This is a genomic window from Klebsiella sp. WOUb02, assembly GCF_050058015.1.
In the GTDB taxonomy this organism is placed as follows: Bacteria; Pseudomonadota; Gammaproteobacteria; order Enterobacterales; family Enterobacteriaceae; genus Klebsiella.
In genome coordinates this window covers 442,549-462,329 of sequence record NZ_CP170106.1, presented here as the reverse complement: position 1 = coordinate 462,329, position 19,781 = coordinate 442,549, and the positions used below count along the sequence as shown (strand labels likewise).

16 protein-coding genes and 3 pseudogenes are annotated in these 19,781 nt (G+C 58.8%); 7 read left to right on the top strand and 12 right to left on the bottom strand.

Translation table 11 applies throughout. The features are described from left to right. Nucleotides 1-71 precede the first annotated feature (71 nt). A complete protein-coding gene (locus tag ABOC21_RS04390) occupies nucleotides 72-290 on the top strand; it encodes a YgdI/YgdR family lipoprotein (protein WP_004867116.1) in 219 nt (72 codons plus the stop codon). Nucleotides 291-510: 220 nt separating this feature from the next. After that, entirely contained in the window at nucleotides 511-1,551 is a 1,041-nt protein-coding gene (locus tag ABOC21_RS04385) for an NADP(H)-dependent aldo-keto reductase (protein ID WP_426812068.1), read from the top strand. A gap of 58 nt (nucleotides 1,552-1,609) precedes the next feature. Here the strand turns inward: ABOC21_RS04385 and lplT are convergent, their stop codons facing one another. Together lplT and aas are read right to left on the bottom strand one after the other, a co-directional pair. Beyond that, nucleotides 1,610-2,803, bottom strand: coding sequence for a lysophospholipid transporter LplT (gene lplT / locus ABOC21_RS04380; protein WP_426812067.1), 1,194 nt, complete (start codon nucleotides 2,801-2,803; stop codon nucleotides 1,610-1,612). Beyond that, a pseudogene (gene aas, locus ABOC21_RS04375) lies at nucleotides 2,796-4,958 on the bottom strand (bifunctional acyl-ACP--phospholipid O-acyltransferase/long-chain-fatty-acid--ACP ligase). The gene lplT and the pseudogene aas overlap by 8 nt, the downstream one beginning before the upstream one ends. Before the next feature lie 423 nt (nucleotides 4,959-5,381). On the opposite strand from aas, the gene galR reads away from it, so the two are divergent. Continuing rightward, complete coding sequence (gene galR, locus ABOC21_RS04370) at nucleotides 5,382-6,398, top strand: HTH-type transcriptional regulator GalR (protein ID WP_426812066.1); 1,017 nt, start codon at nucleotides 5,382-5,384, stop codon at nucleotides 6,396-6,398. Here galR and ABOC21_RS04365 read toward each other — a convergent pair. From ABOC21_RS04365 to ABOC21_RS04350, 4 genes are all read right to left on the bottom strand, one after another. Beyond that, entirely contained in the window at nucleotides 6,359-6,838 is a 480-nt protein-coding gene (locus ABOC21_RS04365; RefSeq protein WP_426812065.1) for a GNAT family N-acetyltransferase, read from the bottom strand. The genes galR and ABOC21_RS04365 overlap by 40 nt on opposite strands. Then, nucleotides 6,835-7,608 carry a GntR family transcriptional regulator gene (locus tag ABOC21_RS04360; RefSeq protein WP_045857414.1) on the bottom strand — a complete coding sequence of 258 codons (774 nt, stop codon included), beginning with the start codon at nucleotides 7,606-7,608 and terminating at the stop codon, nucleotides 6,835-6,837. The genes ABOC21_RS04365 and ABOC21_RS04360 overlap by 4 nt, the downstream gene beginning before the upstream one ends. A 67-nt stretch (nucleotides 7,609-7,675) precedes the next feature. Next, complete coding sequence (locus ABOC21_RS04355) at nucleotides 7,676-9,103, bottom strand: glycoside hydrolase family 1 protein (protein ID WP_426812564.1); 1,428 nt, start codon at nucleotides 9,101-9,103, stop codon at nucleotides 7,676-7,678. 7 nt (nucleotides 9,104-9,110) lie between these two features. Further along, nucleotides 9,111-10,448, bottom strand: coding sequence for a PTS sugar transporter subunit IIC (locus tag ABOC21_RS04350; protein WP_426812064.1), 1,338 nt, complete (start codon nucleotides 10,446-10,448; stop codon nucleotides 9,111-9,113). Nucleotides 10,449-10,761: 313 nt separating this feature from the next. On the opposite strand from ABOC21_RS04350, the gene ABOC21_RS04345 reads away from it, so the two are divergent. Continuing rightward, complete coding sequence (locus tag ABOC21_RS04345) at nucleotides 10,762-11,790, top strand: LacI family DNA-binding transcriptional regulator (protein WP_426812563.1); 1,029 nt, start codon at nucleotides 10,762-10,764, stop codon at nucleotides 11,788-11,790. Here ABOC21_RS04345 and lysA read toward each other — a convergent pair. Beyond that, nucleotides 11,760-13,022: a diaminopimelate decarboxylase gene (gene lysA / locus ABOC21_RS04340; RefSeq protein ID WP_426812063.1), complete on the bottom strand. Its 1,263-nt coding sequence runs from the start codon at nucleotides 13,020-13,022 to the stop codon at nucleotides 11,760-11,762. The genes ABOC21_RS04345 and lysA overlap by 31 nt on opposite strands. 135 nt (nucleotides 13,023-13,157) lie before the next feature. Here lysA and ABOC21_RS04335 point away from each other — a divergent pair, with 135 nt between their 5' ends. Then, a complete protein-coding gene (locus tag ABOC21_RS04335; protein ID WP_426812062.1) occupies nucleotides 13,158-14,084 on the top strand; it encodes a LysR family transcriptional regulator in 927 nt (308 codons plus the stop codon). Here ABOC21_RS04335 and ABOC21_RS04330 read toward each other — a convergent pair. Next, nucleotides 14,074-14,154 (bottom strand): annotated as a pseudogene (locus tag ABOC21_RS04330) (aspartate/glutamate racemase); the annotation flags it as partial. The gene ABOC21_RS04335 and the pseudogene ABOC21_RS04330 sit on opposite strands and share 11 nt — an antisense overlap. Before the next feature lie 148 nt (nucleotides 14,155-14,302). Between ABOC21_RS04330 and ABOC21_RS04325 the strand changes: the two are divergent. Further along, on the top strand, nucleotides 14,303-14,629 hold the full coding sequence (locus tag ABOC21_RS04325; protein ID WP_426812061.1) for a cupin domain-containing protein: 327 nt from the start codon (nucleotides 14,303-14,305) through the stop codon (nucleotides 14,627-14,629). 66 nt (nucleotides 14,630-14,695) lie between these two features. Here the strand turns inward: ABOC21_RS04325 and kduD are convergent, their stop codons facing one another. The 4 genes and pseudogenes from kduD to ABOC21_RS04305 form a co-directional block, all read right to left on the bottom strand. Further along, entirely contained in the window at nucleotides 14,696-15,457 is a 762-nt protein-coding gene (gene kduD / locus ABOC21_RS04320) for a 2-dehydro-3-deoxy-D-gluconate 5-dehydrogenase KduD (RefSeq protein WP_426812060.1), read from the bottom strand. A 523-nt stretch (nucleotides 15,458-15,980) separates the two neighbouring features. Continuing rightward, nucleotides 15,981-16,676: a porin gene (locus ABOC21_RS04315; protein ID WP_426812059.1), complete on the bottom strand. Its 696-nt coding sequence runs from the start codon at nucleotides 16,674-16,676 to the stop codon at nucleotides 15,981-15,983. A gap of 257 nt (nucleotides 16,677-16,933) precedes the next feature. Then, on the bottom strand, nucleotides 16,934-18,112 hold the full coding sequence (locus tag ABOC21_RS04310; protein WP_426812058.1) for an acetyl-CoA C-acetyltransferase: 1,179 nt from the start codon (nucleotides 18,110-18,112) through the stop codon (nucleotides 16,934-16,936). Nucleotides 18,113-18,228: 116 nt separating this feature from the next. Continuing rightward, nucleotides 18,229-19,099, bottom strand: a pseudogene (locus ABOC21_RS04305) (LysR family transcriptional regulator). Between the two features lie 140 nt (nucleotides 19,100-19,239). Between ABOC21_RS04305 and ABOC21_RS04300 the strand changes: the two are divergent. Then, nucleotides 19,240-19,701: a multidrug/biocide efflux PACE transporter gene (locus ABOC21_RS04300; RefSeq protein ID WP_426812057.1), complete on the top strand. Its 462-nt coding sequence runs from the start codon at nucleotides 19,240-19,242 to the stop codon at nucleotides 19,699-19,701. Nucleotides 19,702-19,781 lie beyond the last annotated feature (80 nt).

Below are 19,781 nucleotides of genomic sequence, written 5' to 3'. Positions count from 1 at the left end.
GCTTTTTATGTCCCACAAATCAGGCTATTAATACACTGGTGTGAGGTGCGACCATTATAGAGGTGTTAACGATGAAAAAATGGGCAGTGTTGATTTCCGCCGTAGGACTGGCCTTCTCGGTTTCCGGTTGCAGCAGCGATTACGTTATGGCGACCAAAGACGGGCGCATGATTTTGACCGACGGCAAGCCGGCGGTTGACGACGATACCGGTCTTATCAGCTACGAAGATCAGCAGGGCAATAAAATGCAGATCAATCGTGACGACGTTTCCCAGATTATTAAGCGCTAAAAGATTGCCGCGGCTAAACGCCTGGCAACGCGCCTTCGGCAATAAATCACGGTGTTGAGAAAAGAGTCGGGTAAACCTGATACGTCCGCTGTAGCAGCCCGCGGACCCTACCGGCCCGGCTTTTTTGATCTTTTTACTTCCTCTTTTTCTTCCCCTCTGCCATTTTGATACTCCTTTGTCGGGGAAAGCCTGATCTTGTCAATAAAAAAGGAAGCCGGCTATGCAGTATCACCGTATCCCACACAGTTCTCTCGAAATCAGCACGCTGGGGCTGGGCACTATGACTTTTGGTGAACAGAATAGCGAGGCCGACGCTCACCAACAGCTCGACTACGCTGTCAGCCAGGGCATCAACCTGATCGATGTCGCTGAAATGTATCCCGTCCCGCCGCGCCCGGAAACCCAGGGCCTGACGGAAACCTACGTCGGCAACTGGCTGGCGAAACACGGTAGCCGCGAAAAGCTGGTTATCGCCTCTAAAGTCAGCGGCCCTGCGCGTAACAACGACAGCAGCATCCGTCCGAATCACGTCCTGGATCGCAAAAATATCCGCGACGCGCTGCACGATAGCCTGAAGCGCCTGCAGACCGATTATCTCGATCTTTACCAGGTTCACTGGCCGCAGCGCCCAACCAACTGCTTCGGCAAGCTGGGCTACACCTGGACCGACTCCGCGCCGGTGGTCACCCTGCTGGACACCCTGGAAGCGCTCACCGAATTCCAGCGCGCCGGCAAAATCCGCTATATCGGCGTCTCCAACGAGACGGCGTTCGGCGTGATGCGCTATCTGCACCTCGCGGATAAGCACGACCTGCCGCGCATCGTCACCATCCAGAACCCGTATAGCCTGGTGAACCGCAGCTATGAAGTGGGCCTGGCGGAAGTCAGTCAGTATGAAGGCGTTGAGCTGCTGGCCTACTCCTGCCTGGCGTTCGGCACGCTGACCGGCAAGTATCTCAACGGCGCGAAGCCGGCCGGGGCGCGCAACACCCTGTTCAGCCGCTTTACGCGCTACAGCGGCGAGCAGACGCAGCTGGCGGTAGCGGCATACGTCGATATCGCAAAACGGCATAATCTCGATCCGGCGCAAATGGCGCTGGCCTTCGTGCGCCGTCAGCCGTTTGTCGCCAGCACGCTGCTCGGCGCCACTTCGCTGGAACAGCTGAAGACCAACGTTGAAAGCCTGCATCTTGAGCTTAGCGAAGAGGTGCTGGCGGAGATTGAAGCGGTGCACCGGGTTTATACCTACCCGGCGCCGTAAGGGGCCTTTGTGGGCTACGGCACGCCCGGCGCCGTAGCCCGTCTAAGCGCAAGACGCCTTAGCGCCGCCGTCCCCAAAACCACAGGGAGGCGATAGCCAGCGCGAACGCCGCGCCAAAGACCACCCCGATGCCAACCACCGGAATGCCCGCTTTGACCGCCATCGAGTAGAACCCCAGCATCAGCAGCATGGCGACGTTTTCGCCAAGGTTCTGCACCGCAATCGCGTTGCCCGCGCCGACGGTATGCTTCCCGCGCTCCTGCAGCAGCGCGTTGAGCGGCACGATAAAGAAACCGCCGAACGCGCCGAGCAGCAGCAGCAGGCCAAACGCCGGCAGAAGCGCATGCTGGAGGGTAAAAAAGATTACCGCGACGCCAATCAGAATCCCGGCAGGCATGCAGCGGGAGACCGTTTGCAGCGTCACCAGCTTCGCCGCCGCTCCCGCGCCCAGCACGATCCCCACCGCCACCATCGCGTTCAGGTAGGTGGGCATAGCGTTGTTCGAAATCCCAAGCGCCACGGGAACCCATAGCACCAGCAGGAAGCGCAGCGTTACGCCGGCGCCCCAGAACAGGCTGGTTCCCACCAGCGAAAAGCGGGTCTCCCCGTTGCGCCACAGCGTTTTACAGGCGCTGAAGAAGCTGTGGGTCATCGGCGTAAAGCGCCAGGATTGTCCCGGACGCGCCGCCGGCAGTTTCGGGATCCACAGGTTCGCCACTACCGCTGCGCCGTAAACCAGCGCGCAGAGGGCCAGCGCCGCCAGCACGTGCCAGTCCGCGAGGATGCCGCCCGCCATCGAGCCCAGCAGAATCGCCGCGATGGTCGAGGACTCCATCAGGCCGTTGGCTTTCACCAGCTTATCACCGGTGGTCAGCTCGCCGAGAATGCCGTATTTCGCCGGGGAGTAGGCGGCCGCGCCGATACCCACCAGGGTGTAGCCGAGAAACGGGTTCACGCCGAAGCAGATACAGCCGGCGCCAACCAGCTTCATGCCGTTGGCGACCATCATCACCCGCCCCTTGGCGAAGCTGTCGGCAAACTGCCCGACAAACGGCGCAAAGAGAATGTAAGCACCCACAAACAGCATCTGCATCACCGGCTGGCTCCAGTCCGGGTAGAACTGCTGCTTCATCAGCGCAAGGGTCGCAAACAGCAGCGCGTTATCGCCAAATGCCGACAAAAACTGGGCGCAGATAACCGCCACCATCCCCTTCGAATACAGCGAATTGTTAGTATGTACTGACTCACTCATCAGAATGTTCCGTCTCTTCAACCATACTTTTAAGGGTGACAAAGTCCGGCTTGCCGCTGCCGAGAACCGGGAGTCTGCTTCAGCCAGCGAATGTCGCGCGGCACCGCCAGCTCAGGCACGCCGTGTTCACGAGCGTAGCGCAGCAGCTTTTCGCGATTCAGTTCATTATCAGTGGTGAAGAGCACCAGGGCCTCGCCTTTGCTGGCATCCTGCCTGATGGCCGTACCGTGCATCCGCTCAGGAGAGACCGCCAGCGCCATCTGCTCGACCATCTCCAGCGACACCATCTCACCGGCAATTTTAGCAAAGCGCTTCGCGCGCCCCTGAATACGCACATATCCCTGCTCGTCAAAGGTGACGATATCCCCGGTGTCGTACCAGCCGCTCTCCGTTTCGCCATGCTGATTTTCCGCCGCGGGGGCCTCCAGCACGCCCGGATTTTCCACCCGCAGATAGCCGTTCATAATGTTCGGCCCTTTAAGCTGCAGACGACCGCCCTGTTCAATGCCCGGCATCGCCAGCAGGCGCGCGTCCATTCCCGGTAAGATCCGCCCAACGGTGCCCACCTTCGCCGCCATCGGAACGTTAATCGACACCACCGGCGCGCACTCGGTTACGCCATAGCCTTCGAGGATGCGCAGGCCAAACTTGTCCTGCCACAGCCTGCTTAGTGCTGTCCTGAAGTTTTTCCGCCCCGGCCACCACGTAGCGCAGACGATAAAAATCGTAGGGGTTGGCGAAGCGGGCATAGTTCCCGAGGAAAGTTGAGGTGCCGAACAGCACCGTACAGTTACGGTCATAGACCAGCTCCGGCACCACGCGATAGTGCAGCGGGCTAGGATAGAGAAACACTTCCGCTCCGGTAAACAACGGCGTGAACAGGCCGACCGTCAGGCCAAAGGAGTGGAACAGCGGCAGCGCCGACATAAAGCGGTCGTTGGCGGTAAAATCGGCGATGGTTTTAATCTGCTCGACGTTGGCAAGGATGCTCTTGTGGCTATGCACCACGCCCTTGGGGTGGCCTTCCGAACCGGAGGTGAAGAGAATGATTGCCGCATCTTCCGGCTGCTGCCTGACCTGCGCCAGCTTCGGCATCAGCAGATGGCTGAAGATCCACAGCTTATCGGCGCTGGTCACCTCGCCTTTTAAATCCTCAAGAAATACCCAGCGCACCTGGGTCAGCCTGCTCCGGCAGGTGCCAGAGCTTGCCCTTATCGAGGAAGGTGCGGGAGGTGAACACGGTTTTGATTTCAGCGGCGGTAATCGCGCTGCTCAGGCCTTTTACCCCGGCGGTATAGTTCATCATCGCCGGAATGCGCCCGCGCGCAATCGCGCCAAAAATCACCGCCGCGCTGATCCCGGCGTTCGGCAGCATCAGGCCGATTTTTTCGCCCTGAGCGCTGTATTTTTCCAGAATACGCGCGACAAACAGCGTTTTGGTCAGCAGCTTGCGATAGGTATCCGGCTGGAAGTTAATATCTTCCACGCAGTTTTTCCGCGCGCCGAAACGGTCCTGCGCCGCCAGCAGAGATTCATACAGCGTTTCCCGCGGGCGCACCGCCATCCGCGCTTCCATCATTATCTGATGCAGCATTTCGCCGGCAATTTTGCGGCGATCGCGGGCCCGGGGCGCTTCCGGCATCGGCAGATGGGTGGGCGGCAGCAGGTGCAGCCGAATGCGCGGGAACGGGCGGCGTCTGACCAGCCCTTTCAGCCGGCTGAACGGGGTCAGCTCGGCGCCTTCGATACGCAGCGGAATAATGGTGGCCTGCGACTTCGCGGCAACGAATGCGGCCCCATCGTATATTTTCATCAGCGATCCGCTCACCGAGATGCGCCCTTCCGGGAAGATAACCACCGGCCGTCCCTGCTCAATCAGGCGCACGAGGTGTTTAATCGACATCGGTTTTGTCGGATCGAGGGGGACAAAATCGATAATCGGCGACAGGGCGCGCATAAACCAGCGCTGGCTAATGGAAGAGTACACCGCAAAGACCGGGCGAACGGGAAGAAACAGCGCCAGCAGGACCCCGTCGAGGAAAGAGACGTGGTTCGGGGTAATGAGGACTTTTTTGCCATGCAGAGCCTGCGTGTCACCGGTCAGCCTGACCCGGTACATTCCTTTGAACAGCAGCCTGAAAAATGCCAAAAGCATAACAACTCCATTTGACCGGTTATTAAGTCATTGCAGGTTACACGAGAAGGCGCTTGAAAGCAGTGTGGGGGAGAATTTTCAGGATAAAAAAAACCTGCGCATCTGCGCAGGTCGGTGCAAGATAATCAGTACGAAAAGCGTACTTAAGAAACTCACCTATCAATACCTCTGGGACAAGCAGAATATCAACGCAGTGAACGGAGAAACCAGCGAACATTCGCAACAGCTAATCGCAAAGTGTAACCAAAGGTGTGAATTTCCCCCCTGCCGTTTCATTCACCGCGCCGGCTGTGTGTAACTTAGTCATCAGCAGAGCAAACCTGCATCACATTTGCGTTAACCCGTAAGCCCTTATCCTTGAATCTGCCGCGCTTTCCCGTAACATAGCCTAAATGTAAACGCTTTCCCTATAAAAGGTCTGGTATGGCGACAATTAAGGATGTAGCCCGACTCGCTGGAGTGTCCGTCGCTACCGTATCCCGCGTGATCAACAACTCCCCGAAAGCCAGCGAGGCTTCCCGTCAGTCGGTCAGCGCGGCGATGGAAACGCTCAACTACCACCCGAACGCCAACGCCCGCGCGCTGGCGCAGCAGTCAACGGAAACCGTCGGCCTGGTGGTGGGCGACGTATCCGACCCCTTTTTCGGCGCCATGGTCAAAGCCGTCGAGCAGGTCGCCTACAATACCGGCAACTTTTTGCTGATTGGCAACGGCTACCACAGCATCCAAAAAGAGCGCCAGGCGATTGAGCAGCTCATCCGCCACCGCTGCGCGGCGCTGGTGGTACACGCTAAAATGATCCCCGATGACGAGCTCGCCGGGCTGATGAAGCAAATTCCCGGCATGGTGCTTATCAACCGCATACTGTCCGGCTTTGAGCAGCGCTGCGTCGCGCTGGACGACCGCTACGGCGCGTGGCTGGCGACCCGCCATCTGATCCAGCAGGGTCATACCCGCATCGGCTATCTGTGCTCCAACCACGCGATTTCGGATGCCGAAGATCGTCTGCAGGGCTACTACGACGCGCTCAAAGAGAGCGGCATTGCCATTAACGATCGGCTGGTGACCTTTGCCGAGCCAGATGAAAGCGGCGGCGAACAGGCGATGACCGAACTGCTGGGACGCGGCAGGAATTTCACCGCCGTCGCCTGCTACAACGATTCGATGGCCGCGGGCGCGATGGGGGTGCTGAACGATAACGGCATCGACGTGCCGCGCGAGATTTCGCTGATTGGCTTTGACGACGTTTTGATATCCCGCTACGTTCGCCCGCGTCTGACCACGGTGCGCTACCCGATCGTCACCATGGCGACCCAGGCGGCCGAACTGGCGCTAGCGCTGGCGGACAGGCTCCCGCCGCCGGAAATCACCCACCTGTTCAGCCCGACGCTGGTTCGCCGTCACTCGGTGGTCGCCCCGTCGGAGAGCGACAGGTCGTAGCGGTAGAGGTGCACGGCGGTGGCCGGATAGTCCAGGCCCTCGCCGATATAGCGCCAGCCGAAGCGCTCATAAAAATCCCGGCAGGCGGAGTAGAGATGCAGCTGCGGATAGCCGCTCCGGCGGGCATAATCAATAACGTGCCGCTGCAGTTCACCCGCCAGCCCCTGCCCGCGCGCCTCTTCGGCGACGTACAGCGCCGCCATCCACGGAAACAGGTCCTGACGGCTGATCAGATCGCAGCGCCAGAGCCCCACCGTTCCCAGCAGAAGATCGCCCTCAACGGCAATAAAGGTCAGCGGCAGCGCCCCCGGCGTCTGGCTGTAGGCGACGATGCTGGAAAAAAAAGCCTGCGGCAGCGTCTCGCCGCCGAAGGACTGCCACAGCCACTGTGCGACCTGCGGCGCGTGCTGCGGAGCGGCGTAGAGGGGCAGAATGGTCATACCGGCTTTCCCTGAAAGATCGGTACCGACTCAAACAGATAGCCGTCGAAGTCCGGCGCGTCTTCGTCCGACAGCTCCAGCAGGCTGTTTTTAACATTTTCCAGGTGCTGCCACATCGCCTGCCAGGCGCCCATCACGTCGCGACGGCGCAGCGCGGCGAGAATCGCCTGCCGCTCGCCGAGCCACTTCAGGCGATAGGCGCGGCTGGCGATATGCACATTAAACTGCTGCCAGAGCGGGCTGCTGTCCATCTGTAGCCAGATACGCTCAACCGTTGCCAGCAGCATCTGGTTTTGCGTCGCCCCGGCCAGCACCAGGTGAAACATCCGCGCGTTATCCTGGGAGGCGTCGTTGCCGGCAATCGCCCGCTGCTCCTGCTCGATGATGCGCTTGAGGTTGTCGATATCGGCGCGCGTCGCCATTTTCGCCGCAAAGGCGGCAATGTTGCTCTCCAGCAGCTGGCGGGCCTGCAGAATCTCAAACGGACCGACGTCGCTGCTCAGCATCTGCTCTTCCTCGCTATCATCCTCGTGGGGGATACGCATCACGTAAACGCCCGAGCCCTGGCGAATATCGACCGTGCCCTGCAGCTCCAGCATCAGCAGGGCTTCGCGGACGATGGTGCGGCTGACGCCGTAGGTTTCGGCGATATTGCGTTCCGGCGGCAGCCGCGACCCGATGGGATAACGCCCCTGCGCAATCTGGGCGCGCAAATCATCGCCAATTTCCTGGTAGGGTTTCTTTTCCGGCGGAATGATGGCCTTCTCCACAATATCACCTGTGCCTTATCTGCGAGTGAATCCATATCGGCGCTATCTTAGCAAAATTTACGCCGGGCTAGCGCAACTCATCGTCGATATCCAGCGTCAGCTCGCGGCTTTCGCGCAGCGTGCGAAACCAGCTGGCGGAAGCCTTCGGCCGCCGCGCCCGGCCGTTCTGCAGATCGATTTCAATCAGCCCGTAGCGATTTTTAAAGGCGTTCATCGGCGACACGTTGTCGGTAAACGCCCACAGCATGTAGCCGTGACAGTTGGCTCCCGCCTCCCGCGCGAGCAGCGTTTGCCAGAGATGCTCGCTGATAAAGCGAATGCGGTACTCGTCGACAATCGTGCCTTCGTCGTTGCGAAACTGGCTTTCGTTTTCGACGCCCATGCCGCTTTCGGCGATAAACCACGGAATATTGCGGTAATCATTTTTAATCCGCATCGCCATATCAAAGACGATACGCGGATAGATTTCCCAGCCGCGGGAGGCGTTCATTCGCCGCCCGGGCAGCTCGAAGGGTTCGTAATACCAGGCCGGATGGAACGGCGTCTGCGGGTGCCAGGCGCGCGACGGCGCCTTAACCCGGTGCGGGTAGTAGAGGTTAATGCCCAGCTCATCCACGGTATTGTCGCGGATAATCGCCAGCTCTTCGGCGCTGTAGTCCCAGGCGACGTCGTGCTGCGCCAGCAGCGCAAACAGCTCTGGCGGGTATTCGCCGTGGACCAGCGGGTCGAGGAAGATGCGGTTATAGAACAGATCGTAAACTTCGGCGGCGCGCACGTCGTGAGCCGCCGCTGAGCGCGGGTAGGTCACTTCCGGATTGAGAATGCAGCCTACCGTTCCGCGATAGCCCTTGTCGCGAAACAGCCTGACCACCTTCGCCGTCGCCAGCACCTTGTGGTGGTTCCACTGCATCCAGGTCCCGGTATTTTGCTCGTAGGGCCAGCGCAGCGCGTCAAGGTAGACGCGGGTTTGCACGACAATCGGTTCATTGAAGGTAAACCAGCGCGTGACCTTTTGGTGATAGCGGGCGAACACCTTCTCCGCGTAGCGGACGAACAGCTCGACGACCTTTTTTGCCGCCCAGCCGCCGTACTGCTCCAGCAGGTAGCCCGGCAGCTCGTAGTGTTCAAGGCAGATCATCGGCTCGATGCCGTTAGCCAGCAGCTCGTCAAACAGCTGGTCATAGTAGGCCGCATACTCCTCATCAACCGTGACGTTTTCATAATCGGTCAGAAAGCGCGACCAGTTGATTGAGGTGCGGTAGTGGGTCAGGCCCGCCAGCTTCATCAACTGGACGTCCTCGCGAAAGCGGTTGATAAAATCGGTGGCCACCGCCGGGCCGTAGCCGTTATGCCAGACGTGGCGGTCGCGTTTGTACCAGAGATCGGGCCAGGAGTCCTGCCCCGCTTTCTTACCGCTCCAGCCCTCGGTCTGCCAGGCGGAAGCCGCCGCGCCAAGGATAAAATCGTCGGGAATCGCAATCCTTTTTATGCTCATCATATCCTCAGGCATTGTTGGCGATCTGTGAGTTTTCCGCCTGCCGCTGCGCGGTTTCCAGACGGCGGGAGGCAATCTTCACAAACGGCAGGTAAATCAGTACCGCGGTGATGATACAAACCAGCTGGGTCACCACCGCCCCCATCGAACCGGCGGTAGAGAGCCAGGCGTTAATCAGCGGCGGCGTGGTCCAGGGCACCATCACCACCGCTTTTCCGGCAAAGCCGGCCGCCGTCGCGAAGTAGCCGATGCTGCCGGTCACCAGCGGCGTGATGATAAAGGGGATCGCGAGGATCGGATTGAGCATGATCGGCATACCGAAAATCACCGGCTCGTTAATATTGAACAGCCCCGGGCCAATCGATAGTTTGGCGATCTCTTTCATCTCCTTGCGCCTGCTGGCGATCATTACCGCAATCAGCAGGCCGATGGTCAGCCCCGAGCCGCCGATGCTCATGTAGACGTCCCAGAACGGCATGGTGATAATATTCGGCACCTCTTTTCCCTGCTCGAAGGCGCTCATATTGACGGTAATCGCCCCCAGCAGCAGCGGCTCGCGGATCGGTTTGATCATCTGATTGCCGTGAATACCGATCACCCAGAACAGCTGGGCGACGAACATCAGCAGCAGGATCCCCGGCAGGCTTTGCACCACGCGCTCCAGCGGCTGCTGCACCACCAGGTAGACTGCGTCATACAGATACATGCCGGTTAGCTGATGGAAAATAAAGCCAAAGGTGGCGATGGCGGTGGTGGTAATAATCGCCGGGATCAGCGCCGAAAACGACGCCGCTACGTTCGGCGGCACGGTATCCGGCATCTTTATCTTCAGGCCCTTGCGCGTCTCCAGCCAGCAGTAAATCTCTACCGACAAAATGGCGATAAACATGCCGAGGAACAGGCTTCGGGTGTCTGAAAACTGGCGCAGCAGCACGTCTTTGACCACGTGCATCTGGCCGTCAACCATCATCTCGACGGTGGTTGGGGTGACGCAGATAAAGCAAATCACCGCCAGCAGGCCGGGGAACAGGCTCTTGATACCGTTAATGCGCCCCAGCTCGATGCCGATCAGAAAAACGGCGCCGATATTAAGGAAGTTGAGGGTCGCATAGTTGATAGCGCTGGTAATCGGCTTGAGCGCGGCGAGAAACGATAGCGACTGAAAGCTGGCGAGTCCGTTTTTCGGGTCCAGCACCATGTTTGAGATCAGCACCGAAAAGGCGCCAACGATGATCACCGGCATCAGGGTAATAAAGGCGGATTTTATCGCCATGATGTAGCGGTAGCTGTTGAATTTCGTGGCGAAACTCCCCAGCGAGTCGATCAGTTTTTCCTGCAATGCCATAGAGGATACCTCAGGTTGAAGGGCTTTTTGCGCGCCAGGTGTACAGCCGAGCACCTTTTGGCATACCAAAAAATAGTAACTGGCGGCAAAAAGTTCTGTGATTAAGATCTCAACGCGCAATTTGGCATTCCAGATTTTTATAAAATTAAATATTGGCATACCGCATTGGCGGCATCGATTTTCACCGCGGCGCAGTTCCTGCAAAAAGCGTGATCCCGATAGTTTTTTGCACGGCGTAGAGGTCATATCCCCCTGAATGTCTGTGATAAACTGCGAAACACCACGTGATATCAGGAATCGATGAATGGCTACAATGCTGGATGTCTCAATTCGCGCAGGCGTCTCTAAAGCGACGGTTTCCCGCGTGTTGAACGGCACAGGTCAGGTAAAAGAGAGTACCCGTCAGCAGGTATTCAAAGCGATGGAGGAGCTGGGGTATCGGCCGAACTTTCTCGCCCGTTCGCTGGCCAACCGCACGAGTAACAGCATCGGACTGGTGGTTTCCACCTTCGACGGCTTCTACTTTGGCCGTCTGCTGCAGCAGGCCTCGCGCCAGACCGAAGCCTGGGGAAAGCAGCTGATTGTCACCGACGGCCACGATGCGCCGGAGCGCGAAGAAGAAGCGGTGCAGATGCTTGCCGATCGCCAGTGCGACGCCATCATCCTCTATACCCGCCATATGAGCGAAAAGAAGATCATGTCGCTGATCGACTCCGTCGATATGCCGCTGGTGGTGATTAACCGCGACGTCAGCCTCGCCCGCGAGCGCTGCGTGTTCTTCGAGCAGGAGGATGCCGCCTTCCAGGCGGTGAACTATCTGATTACTCAGGGCCATCGCGAGATCGCCTGCCTGACGGTCCCCATGCACACGCCAACGGGCAAAGCCCGCCTGCAGGGCTACCGTAAGGCGCTGAAGAAAAATGGTATTGCGTGGGATCCGGCGAAAGTAAAATACGGCGATTCAACGATGACCCGCGGCTACGAGCTGTGCCGGGAGCTGCTGGAGGAGAAAACGCCGTTCAGCGCGCTTTTTTCCTGTAACGACGATATGGCGCTCGGCGCCTCAAAAGCGCTGCATCAGGCGGGGCTGCGGATCCCGCAGGACATTTCGCTATTTGGTTTTGATGACGCCCCGAGCGCAAAATGGCTGGAGCCGGGCCTGTCGACGGTCTATCTGCCCATCGATAATATGATCACCACCGCCATCGATCAGGCGATCAAGCTGGCTAACCATCAGCCGATCGAAACGATCCCGCCGTTTACCGGCACGCTGGTGCTGCGCGAGTCGGTCACGACGGGTCCCTTTTTAGATCAGATTTGCTCTAAGGCCAGCAGCTCCTGAATGGTCTGGCGGCGGCGAATCAGCCGCGCGCTGCCGTTATCGAACAGCACTTCCGGCAGCAGCGGGCGGCTGTTGTAGTTCGAGGACATCGACGCGCCGTAAGCGCCGGTATCGTGCAGCACCAGATAGTCGCCCGGCGCCACGTCAGGTAGCAGGCGCGTTTCCACTTTCCCCCCTTCCTGCTGGGTGAAGACGTCACCGGATTCGCACAGCGGCCCGGCGACCACGGTTTCAATCATCGGCGCCGCGCTGAGGTCGCGACCGTCCGCCGCCAGGGCGCTGATATGGTGGTAGCTGCCGTACATCGACGGACGCATCAGGTCGTTAAAGCCGGCGTCAATCAGCACGAAGTGACGGCTGCCCATCTCCTTCACGCTGCGCACCTGGGAGACCAGCACGCCGGATTCCGCCACCAGGAAACGGCCCGGTTCGATCTCCAGCTTCACCGGATGCCCCAGATGCTGCGCCACCTGCTCGCGCGCGGCGTTCCACAGGCCGTAATAGTGATCGGTATCGATCGCCTCTTCGCCTTCACGATAGGGGATCGACAGGCCGCCGCCGGCGGAGATCGCCTGCAGATCCTGACCAAACTCGATCACCTGGCGCACCATCGCGCCGCACACCTGCTCGAGGTGGGCATAATCCACCCCTGAGCCAATGTGCATGTGAATCCCCACCAGCTGCAGCTGATAGCGGCGCATCACCTCCAGCGCCGCCGGCAGATGGCTATACCAGATCCCGTGCTTGCTGTTTTCACCGCCGGTATTGGTTTTCTGGCTGTGGCCGTGACCGAATCCCGGATTGACCCGCAGCCATACGCGATGGCCCGGCGAGACTTCGCCCAGCTGGCTCAGCATATCCACCGATCCGGCGTTGACCGGGATCTGCAGCGCCTTGACCCGCTCCAGCGTTGCGTCGTCGATCAGATCGGCGGTAAAGACGATATCTTCCGGATGCTGCTGCGGATCGTAGCCCGCCGCCAGCGCGCGCTCAATCTCGCCAAGCGAAACGGAATCCACCTTCACGCCCTGCTCGCGCATCAGGCGCAGGATATGAATATTCGAGCACGCCTTCTGCGCAAAGCGCACCACGTCAAACTTGCCGAGCTGGGCAATCTGGCGGCGAATAATCTGCGCGTCGTAGACCCATACCGGGCAGCCAAACTCGGCGGGCAGGCGCAGCAGGTTATCTGCGGTCAGGTCGGTATCGGTGGCGTAAAGCGAGCGTGGCATGGTGAACTCCGGCGTTGTCTGCGTTGGGCGTGTTTTTTTATGATTACGCCATAGCCTGAAGGGAATAAAAAATATCGTTTTGTCGTGAGCCTATGCAAAAATGATATGGATACCTGATGCCACCCGAGAGCCGCCATGCCCGCCGTCAATTTGCGCCATATCGAAATCTTCCACGCGGTGATGACCGCCGGCAATCTGACCGAGGCCGCCCGCATGCTGCATACTTCGCAGCCGACGGTCAGCCGGGAGCTGGCGCGCTTTGAAAAGGTGCTGGGACTGAAGCTTTTTGAGCGCGCTCGCGGCCGCCTGCAGCCCACGGTCCAGGGGCTGCGGCTGTTTGAGGAGGTGCAGCGGTCGTGGTACGGGCTTGACAGGATCGTCAGCGCGGCGGAAAGCCTGCGCGAGTTTCGCCAGGGCGAGCTGTCGGTGGTGTGCCTGCCGGTCTTTTCCCAGTCGTTTTTACCGCTGCTGCTGCAGCCGTTTCTGGCGCGCTATCCGGAGGTCAGCCTGCAAATCGTCCCCCAGGAGTCGCCTCTGCTGGAGGAGTGGCTCTCCGCCCAGCGCCACGATCTTGGCCTGACCGAAACCCTGCATACGCCCGCCGGCACCGAACGTACGCCGCTGCTGACGCTGAATGAAGTCTGCGTCCTGCCGCAGGGCCATCCGCTCGCCGCGAAGCAGGTTCTGACCCCCGCCGATTTCCACGGCGAAAACTACATCAGCCTGTCGCGGACCGACAGCTATCGCCAGCTGCTTGACGCTCTGTTCCTCGAGCATCAGGTCAAGCGGCGGATGGTGGTCGAAACCCACAGCGCCGCGTCGATTTGCGCGATGGTGCGCGCGGGCGTCGGCATCTCGATCGTCAATCCTCTCACCGCCCTCGACTATGCCGAAAGCGGCGTCGCGGTGCGCCGCTTCAGCGTCGATGTGCCCTTTACCGTCAGCATGATCCGCCCGCTGCACCGCCCCGGATCGGCGCTGGTCGACACCTTTATTCACCATTTGCAGCACAGCCTGGCGCAGATTCAGCGCCCGCTCGATACGGTGCTGAAGAAAGCATAAATGCCATCGCGTCCGCGGCATGAATGGCCGCGGTATCAAATCCCGGCCCTTCTGCGGGCACCAGCGGGCCGCTCGTTTTCACCATGCGTTCCTTTGATGGTTCCCCGGAGAAACAAACTTGTGATCGGCTTTCCACTTCTCTCGTCGAGCGTTTCCATTTAGAAAATTATCCTATAAATTAAATGAAACATTGTTTCATTTAACTACAGGACCAGCGGATGTTTATTTTTCATAAAGAGACCACCCTCGACGATCTGGGTAACGGCGTGACCCGGCGTATTCTGGCGCACGATGGCAAAATGATGGCGGTTGAGGTTAATTTTGACGCCGGGGCCGTCGGGCCTATGCACAACCACCCTCACGAGCAGCTGACCTACGTGCTTTCAGGCGAGTTCGAATTCACGATCGGCGATGAGAAACATGTGGTTAGCGCCGGCGACACGCTCTACAAGCGCCCGCATATTATGCACGGCTGCGTGTGCCTGAAGGCGGGAACCCTGCTGGATACCTTTACGCCCATGCGTCAGGATTTCCTGCAAGGCTAAATTAGCGTTAAGGCATAAAAAAACCTGCCCTCTGCGGCAGGTTTTTGTACGCCACAGCGGGGATAACTAGCGCGCCAGCCAGCCGCCATCAACCGCCACGGTATAGCCGTTGATGTAGTCAGACGCGCTGGAGGAGAGAAACACCACCGGCCCCATCAAATCGCCCGGCAAACCCCAGCGGCCCGCCGGAATGCGCTCAAGGATTTCGGCGCTGCGCTGCTCGTCGGCGCGCAGCTGCTGGGTATTATTCGTCGCCATGTATCCCGGCGCGATAGCGTTAACGTTGATGCCGTGCTTCGCCCACTCGTTCGCCAGCAGACGGGTCACGCCCATCACGCCGCTTTTTGACGCGGTGTAGGAAGGTACGCGGATGCCGCCCTGGAAAGAGAGCATGGAAGCGATGTTGACGATCTTGCCGCCGCTGCCCTGGGCAATGAAATGCTTCGCCGCCGCCTGAGACATAAAGAACACGCTCTTGATGTTCAGATCCATCACGTCATCCCAGTCCTTTTCGCTGAACTCAAGGGCATCCTGACGGCGAATCAGGCCAGCGTTGTTGACCAGAATATCGATATGGCCAAATTCAGCGACGGCACGCTCCAGCAGCTGCGGGATCCCCTCAATCTGGCGCAGGTCGGCGGTCAGGCTCAGAAAACGGCGGCCCAGAGCGGTGACGCGCGCAATTGTCTCCGTTGGCTCAACAATATTGATACCGACAATATCGCAGCCCGCTTCCGCCAGACCTACCGCCATGCCCTGGCCCAGCCCGGTGTCACATCCGGTCACAACCGCCACTTTACCCTGGAGAGAGAATGTATCGAGTATCATACCTGGTTCCTTTATCTTTCAGATGGCCCGTACTACACAGGCGCGGTTCTATCGATTTGACCGGCTGCTTGCGCTGGCCATTATGGTAAGAAGAACTCTCTGGGGCTGGCCCATCATAAAAATAAAACAGAGTTCCGTTTTTTAGTGGGCCCATCTTAGCTCCGGGCAAGGTCATTTTCAATAATAATTAAAACATCGTTTCATTTTTAAGACTGGCAAATATTAAAAATGCAAAACAGATCACGAAGCGTCGATCCACTCTGCGGATAAAACCAATTAAATTCTTTTAAATACAAATCATTACATCAACTTAGAAAATCATCATCAGATCTCAAAAAGTCGGTATAAAAACAAAGTTGCCTCTCCATGCCGCCGGCCGCATTCAGGCGAACGGGGGTCGCTGTAACGGACGCCCCCGCCCCTTTCGCGCCAGCTGGCATGAATGATAAAAGGAGAAATGTGGCGGATTAACGGCAAAACCCCGGCTAACCGCGCCGGGGTAAAGGATGGGCTTGGGTTGATCTCAGAAGGTATAGGCCACGCCTACGCGGAAGCGGGTCTGACGGTCGCTGCGGTCGTTGACGCCAACGTTACCCACCTCGCCGTAGGGAGCCCAGTTTTTATCCAGCTTATACGCCAGCTTAACGTTATATTCCTGGGAGTAGGGTTTATTGTTATTACGATTTATGCCTTCGCTACTGCGGGCATAAACGTAGTTCAGCTCGGTACGCCAGTCGCCCATCACGAAGCCCGCCCACGCGTCGCCGCGGTTAACCTTATCGTCCTCTTTGCCCGCGCTTGCCGGATAGCGGGTGTAGTCATAACGGTAGCGGGCGGCCACGTAGAAACCGTTATCGAAGCTGTACTGCACGCGCAGGTTCGGCTTATAGATCGAGCGGCTATCGTTACTTTCAATATTAAAACCCGGAGCGATGGAGAAATTCTTGTTCGCCTTCCACTGCCAGCTAATGGTTTCTTCATGCCCGTTGCCAACAAAGTCTGAATAAGGCTGCGCGGTGTTATCCCCGCCTGACTTCCACTTCGCCTCGACGGAGAAACCAAAGCCGTTGGCGAACCGGTGCGATACCAGGGCACGGTCGGCGTTGGTTTTATCAGTTTTACCGCCGTCGATAAATTCATGACGCAAATCCACCGTCACGGCAGAAGCGGCAAAAGAGGCGGCGCAGAGAGTAGCAAGGGCCAGAGATCGTGCAAACATAGGATACCCCTTAAAAAGTAAAATGGTGTTTCTATTTTCTGAAACTGAATTTTATTTTTTAAGATATGGTGCTTTAGTGATCGAGATCGTAATTATTTGTTTCAAAAATCGTGGCGCTTAACGGCGTGATAAAGCTCAACAAAAAAGACCGCTATTCGCGATTTTTGCCGAAATACGCTGTGGAAATGGGGCTTAAAACCTATAAAAAAGCCTCCTGGATCACAGAAGGCTGAGGAGGGAAAATGCATTTGGCGCCGCTACGCTCGCTCCACCGCCAGCGCGACGCCCTGACCGCCGCCGATGCACAGCGTGGCCAGCCCTTTACGGGCGTCCCGCTTGATCATTTCGTGGACCAGCGAAACTAAAATGCGGCAGCCGGAGGCGCCGATCGGGTGACCGAGGGCAATGGCGCCGCCGTTGACGTTGACCCGCCGCTCGTCCCACTCCAGCACCCTGCCCACCGAAATCGCCTGCGCGGCAAACGCCTCGTTGGCTTCAATAAGGTCAACCTCGTCCAGCCGCCAGCCCGCTCTTTCCAGACAGCGGCGGGTCGCATGTACCGGCGCAATCCCCATCAGCGCCGGATCGACGCCTACGCTTGCGAACGCGCGGATCCGCGCGAGGATCGGCAGGCCAAGCTCCAGCGCCTTCGCCTCGCTCATCATCATCACCGCCGCCGCGCCATCGTTAATCGTTGAGGCATTGCCTGCGGTTACCGAACCAAGGCGGTCGAAAGTCGGCAGCAGGCGGGCCAGACCTTCCGCGCTGGCGTCCACCCGCGGCTGCTCATCGGTATCCACCCGTCGCGGCGCGCCGTTGTGTTCGGTTATCACCGGGACAATCTCGTCGCGAAAGCGGCCGGAGTCGATCGCCCGCCGCGCTTTGTGCTGCGAGCTCAGCGCCCAGGCGTCCTGCTGTTCGCGGCTGATGCCGTACTCCCGCGCCAGGTTTTCCGCCGTTACGCCCATATGGTAATCATTGAACGCGTCCCACAGGCCGTCGTGAACCAGGCTATCGATCAGCTGGCTGTTTCCCAGCTGCGCCCCGGTGCGGCTATCGGTCAATACGTGCGGCGCGCGGCTCATATTCTCCTGGCCGCCGGCAATCACCACATCCGCCTCACCGCACTGAATGGCCTGGGTGGCGAGATGCAGGGCCTTCAGCCCGGATCCGCACACGTCGTTAATTGTGATTGCCGAAACGGTATTCGGCAGCCCGCCGCGGATCGCCGACTGGCGCGCGGGGTTCTGCCCGGTGCCGGCGGTTAAAACCTGCCCGAGGATCACTTCATCAATCGCCTGGGGATCGATTCCGGCGCGTTCGACCAAAGCCTTAACCACCAGACTCCCCAGCTCCACCGCCGAGTGGCGCGATAGCGTCCCCTGGAAGCAGCCAATAGGCGTCCGCAGCGCGCCGACGATCACGACATCTTTCATCCTCTACCTCTGCCTGGCTCTGTGCAAAGAAACACCAACATAGTAGAGAATTGTTATCAAAAAATTTCGCAAATGTTTAAAAAAAGTGAGGCAAATCACAAAGATTTGCGGCGATTTTACTGCCCCTGACGCTGTAAATGCTGGCGCAGCCAGCTGCCCGCCTCTCCCGGAGGCGCCCGCTTATTCCATAATAAATCGACGGAAATAGCCCGCGGCCAGCCCGCAATGTCGAGCGGCACCAGCGTTCCGCCGCCGGCAAACTCCTCAACCAGCGCGCAGGGCAAAATGCACCACCCCAGCCCCTGTACCGTCATGCTGAGCAGCAGCAGGTAGTTGGGCGCCGACCATACCTGCCCCTGGGCGGGACCGCTCCTGCTTTCCAGATAGGTGCTCAGCCGCAGGCTCGCGCCAGCTGTGCAGCTCATCCCAGACGACCCTCTCCTGCGCCGCCAGCGGGTGCCGGGGCGCCACGTAAATCGCCATTGCGGTTTGTAGCGGCAGGCGCGTACAGCCGATTTCCGGAGGGTAGCTATCCCGGGCCTCAATCAGCCCTACCTGCGCGCGCTCCTTTTGCAGCAGGTCGACAACGTCCTCATCCTCACCGATCAGGCACTCAAATTCGGTGTGCGGAAAACGGCGGTCGAACTGCTCCAATAGATCTTCAAGGACATCGGGATGCAGCGTATCGGAGAGCACAAAGGTGAGCCGGGCCTCCGTTTCGCCGGACAGGGAAATGGCCAGCTCATCGAGGCGGTCGCTTGCCGCCAGAATCGCCTTCACGTAGCCCAGCACCTGCTCGCCCTGCGGAGTCAGCACCGGCTGACGGGCTGAACGATCGAACAGCGTCACGCCGAGATCGGCCTCAAGGTTTGAGATAGCGGTGCTAACGGTGGACTGGCTTTTGCGCAAGCGGCGCGCGGCGGCGGAGAACGAGCCGCAGGCCGCCGCTTCGACAAAAGCGGTGAGTGCTTCGGGAGAATAGCGCATGAACTATCTACTTTATCGATGGATACTATCTTTTGTTTATCATATTTACCCATAAAATGCGGAGTAATTTCTTATCACGCGTTCAGCCGACATCGCTAATAAAGGGCTGTGAACGCCGGCGTTACCCGGAGGTAAACACCATGCAACAGAACAACCTGCAGCGTAAGTCGCTGACGGAACGTATTATTCACGCGGTCAGCTTTGAGGGCCTCGCCACGCTGATCCTCGCCCCCACCGCGGCCTGGCTGATGCAGCGATCGGTAGTCGAAATGGGCGGCCTGAGCATTCTCCTCGCGACGCTGGCGATGGTCTGGAACCTGATTTATAACGCGCTCTTTGACCATATCTGGCCGGTTTCCCTCGTGATCAGAAACCTGAAAGTTCGCGCCCTGCACGCCATTGGCTTCGAGAGCGGATTTATCGTTATCGGCGTCACCGCCGTCGCGCTGCTCCTCGGGGTCTCGCTGCTGCAGGCGTTTATGCTGGAAATTGGCTTTATGCTGTTCTTCCTGCCCTACACCATGCTGTTCAACTGGGTCTGGGACACGCTGCGGGTACGGGTGCTCAAGTATCGCCAACGGCGGATCCCCGCGCGAAGCTAAACGCGGCCGCTCCCGGCGCGGCCCGTCATCGAAAACTATCACCACGACCAAAAGGTAGATGTGGTAAATTACACTCCTTT